The 3,572-nt window shown below is 55.7% G+C and carries 3 protein-coding genes; all 3 read right to left on the reverse strand.

The window, feature by feature from the left end; genetic code table 11:
- Positions 1 to 200: 200 nt before the first annotated feature.
- The gene (locus tag Q0Z93_RS09910) at positions 201 to 1,688 is read right to left on the reverse strand and encodes an MBOAT family O-acyltransferase (protein ID WP_298065087.1); all 1,488 of its coding nucleotides are present in this window, start codon (positions 1,686 to 1,688) and stop codon (positions 201 to 203) included.
- A complete protein-coding gene (locus tag Q0Z93_RS09915; RefSeq protein ID WP_298065090.1) occupies positions 1,669 to 2,982 on the reverse strand; it encodes a GDSL-type esterase/lipase family protein in 1,314 nt (437 codons plus the stop codon). The genes Q0Z93_RS09910 and Q0Z93_RS09915 overlap by 20 nt, the downstream gene beginning before the upstream one ends.
- Positions 2,983 to 3,087: 105 nt before the next feature.
- Entirely contained in the window at positions 3,088 to 3,405 is a 318-nt protein-coding gene (locus tag Q0Z93_RS09920) for a 4Fe-4S dicluster domain-containing protein (protein WP_298065091.1), read from the reverse strand.
- Positions 3,406 to 3,572: the final 167 nt, after the last annotated feature.

A 3,572-nucleotide genomic window follows, 5' to 3' on the forward strand; every position in this document is an offset into this window, starting at 1 on the left:
CGGAGCGTAAGGAGTAGCGCAGCTATCTGAAAGTTTCTTTGGTTCTTTCTTTTCAAAGAAAGAACAGTCACTCACAGCACGGTGCAAAATAAACCTACTGTTACTTCGCACGAGTTATGCGAAGTACTTTGGCGCCCGCGGCAATTCTTCTCTTTTTGCCGACAGCAAAACCGAGAAAAATACCCATTAACTCCCACTAATTAAAACTGGAAATAGATAAACGGCTGCACATCACCGTTTCGCATCTGCATAATAAGCCAAATCAAGCCCGTCAGCATCGCCGCATACAACACGATCGGCAGCCGCTGCACGATCTGCATCGTGCGGGCCTCGATCCGGGCACTCGCAAAGTGAAGCAGATACCCCGTTGCCATCAAAAGTACCACCCACCTGTAACCCGTCACGAAATCAAAGAAAATCTCCGGGTGGAATGCCGTGAAAATCTGCGAGAAGACCTGCCCGGCCACCTCCATCGACGGCGAACGGAAGAAAACCCATGTGGCACAGACGAAACTGAACGTGACCGCAATCCCCATCACCCGTCTCCAGCGCGGCATGCCCGCCCCCGTCGGTTTGAAACTCCGGAAATGGTGCATCGTCCACTTGTGGACAGCCAATCCCGTCCCGTGCAGCCCCCCCCACACGATGAAACGCATCGCCGCCCCGTGCCACAATCCGCCTAAAAGCATCGTGATCATCAGATTCAGGTAGGTGCGGAACCTCCCTTTGCGGTTCCCGCCTAACGAAATGTACAGGTAGTCCTTGAGCCACGAACTGAGCGAGATGTGCCACCGCCGCCAAAATTCCGTGATCGTCGCCGACTTGTAAGGCGAATCAAAGTTGGCGTTGAACCGGAAACCCAGCAGCAACGCGATCCCGATCGCCATATCCGAATAGCCCGAGAAATCGCAATAGATCTGCAGCGCATACCCCAATACCCCCATCAAGTTTTCGAGCCCCGTATAGAGCATCGGATTGTCGAAGATGCGATCCACGAAATTGAGACTGATGAAGTCCGAAATCACCGCCTTTTTGAACAACCCGCACAAGATCAGCCAGAAACCCTCGCCGAACTGCGCCCGGCTGACCACCAGAGGCCGCTGGCGTATCTGCGGGATGAAGTCTCGGGCCCGCACGATCGGCCCCGCCACGAGTTGCGGGAAGAACGAGATGTAGAACAGATAGTCGATCCAGCGGTGCAGCGGCTCCACCTTGCCGCGGTAGAGGTCGATGATGTAGCTCATCGACTGGAAGGTGAAGAACGAGATGCCGATCGGCAGAAAGATATTCTGAAATTCCCACGGATCGGCCAGAAACCGGTTGAAAATCTCGATCAGGAAGTCGGTGTACTTGAAATAGCCCAGCATGCCGAGGTTGAGGCATACGCTGAGGGCCACCCACCATCGTTTGGCCCGCCGCGAAACCGATCGGGAGATGGAGCGGCCGATCAGGAAGTCGCTCGTGGCCGTGAAGATCAGGAGCAGGAAAAAGAGTCCGCTGGTCTTATAGTAGAAATAGAGCGAGAAGAGTGTGACGTAGACGATCCGCAAAGTCGTCGTCCGGCGCATGAATCCGTAAAAAAACGTAAACCCCAGAAAAAGAAAGAGAAACAGACCGCTGGTGAACAGCAGCGGCTCTTCGGGGTTGTATTTCAGCAGTTCGATCAGGTTACTGAGCTGTATGGCCATGGCCGATGTATCCGTTGTAAAGTGCATTATAGATCAGAAGGCCCTGTATGCGGTAGCCTTCTTCGGTGTAGTGTATTCTGTCGCGTGCCATCAGATCGTGAGCGGCCCAGTTTTTGGCCGATCCGTCGCCGCCGGTCGCCGCGTAGACGTCGATAAAGGCCACCCCTTTATCCTGTGCATAACGTTTCAGCGTCCGACTGATCGGGCCGAAGTTGGCATTCGGCACGCCTTTGCGGAAAGCCTGTGCCGGAGCGGTCAGCAGGATCGCCGCCTCGGGATTGGTCTCCCGCAGCGGTGCCACGAAGCGGTCGATCTCGCGATAGAAAACGTCGTCGTTGAAGTTGCTCCCGGCGGCTTCGTTCGATCCCATCGAAAGAATGATCAGGTCGGGTTCCAACGCCGCACTCTGCCGAATCACTTCGTCCTGTTTCGCCCAGTGCAGGAAGCAGGCGCTGTTGACTCCCAAGGCATGGTACAGCACGCCGTCGTGTCCGTTTTCGAGCGAGAAGCCATAAATCGGCCCTTTGGCGAATTTGCCGTCGGAGTAGGTGTGCAGTTCGAGCGAATCGACTGCTGCCACCAGGTCGATGTCGGTGTTGAAGTCGTAGATGATGTCCGGCGCGCCTAAACCTGCCGAAAGGTTCTCGTCGGCTTCGATGATCGGGGCGTATTGGCCGTGAAAAACGCGCACTTTGTTGAACCGGTAGTCGAGTGTGTCGCTGCTGGAGTTGAAGGTGCAGAGCAGAATCCGGTTGTCTGCCGTCGAGCTTTGCACGGAGATGCCGCTGATGCCGATCGGCAGACCGGGTCGGGCGTTCACCACGCGGCTGGACGACCATTCGCCGCAGCGGCCGCGGACGGCTTGGATGGCGTAGTCGCGCGGTTCGTTGCTGCCGCAGAGCTTGTAAGGGACGATCATGCCGCGTCCTGCGTTGCCGAACCGACTGTGCAGGTGGCGCATAATCACGTCGGAAAGAAATCCGGCCTGGATATGCGAGTCGCCGAAGTGGATGATATTGACTTTGTGCAGGCCGTCGTCCGAATCGGACAGCGTATCGGCGGCAGCGAGGGTGTGAACGCTGTCGAGCCGGTGCAGTTTGGCGTAGAATGGCGCAAGGTTGTCCGCCGGGTCGTACAGGGTGTCGGCGGCTGTGCTGACGAACGGATAGGAGGCGATGAAGAGCGAGTCGGACGATTCGCCGGCCGGACTTTCCTGTGTGGATTGCTGTCCGGCGGCGCAGCTGCTCAAAACGGCCATCGCTGCGAATACCGTATATGCAATAGGTTTCAACATCTTGTCCTTAACTGTTTCGTTTTATTTATACGACCTGCATCGCTCTGTCGTTTTTAATTTCGTTGTGTCTGCGGGCTTTCTCCCGGCGCCCCGGCTCTCTATTTACTACAGTATTTCGAGCATGGCGTGTACCACTGCGCGGGTATGCACTCCTCGGGGGCAAACCATGCGGCATTTGCCGCAAAGCATGCACTCTTTCAGTGCCTTTTTCGCTGTCTCGTATTCTCCCCGCCGGACGAGGTGCTGCACTTTCCGCAGGCTGAATGGGGTGAACTGTCCGGCTGTGCAGGTGGCGGTGCAGCTGCCGCAGCCGATGCACAGCTGTGTGGTCGGCTCGCGCGCGATAATCTTGTCTCGCAGTACCGGATCTATCTTGTCTATGTAGATCGCTCGCGGTGCGTTGATCGTAAATCCAAAATCCATATCCCTAAACTTTATCTGTTCGTTTATTCTGTGCCCTATTGGAGGCAACCGTACCTTTTCTGAAGAAAAGGTACCCAAAAGACTTTTGAGATAGCTGCGCTACTCCTTAGGCTCCGCAGTCCTCTTGCATTGCGTTTTCTTTGGGGTGTGGCAATAGCGGGCATAAG

The organism is uncultured Rikenella sp. (genome assembly GCF_947628055.1).
Classification (GTDB): Bacteria; Bacteroidota; Bacteroidia; order Bacteroidales; family Rikenellaceae; genus Rikenella.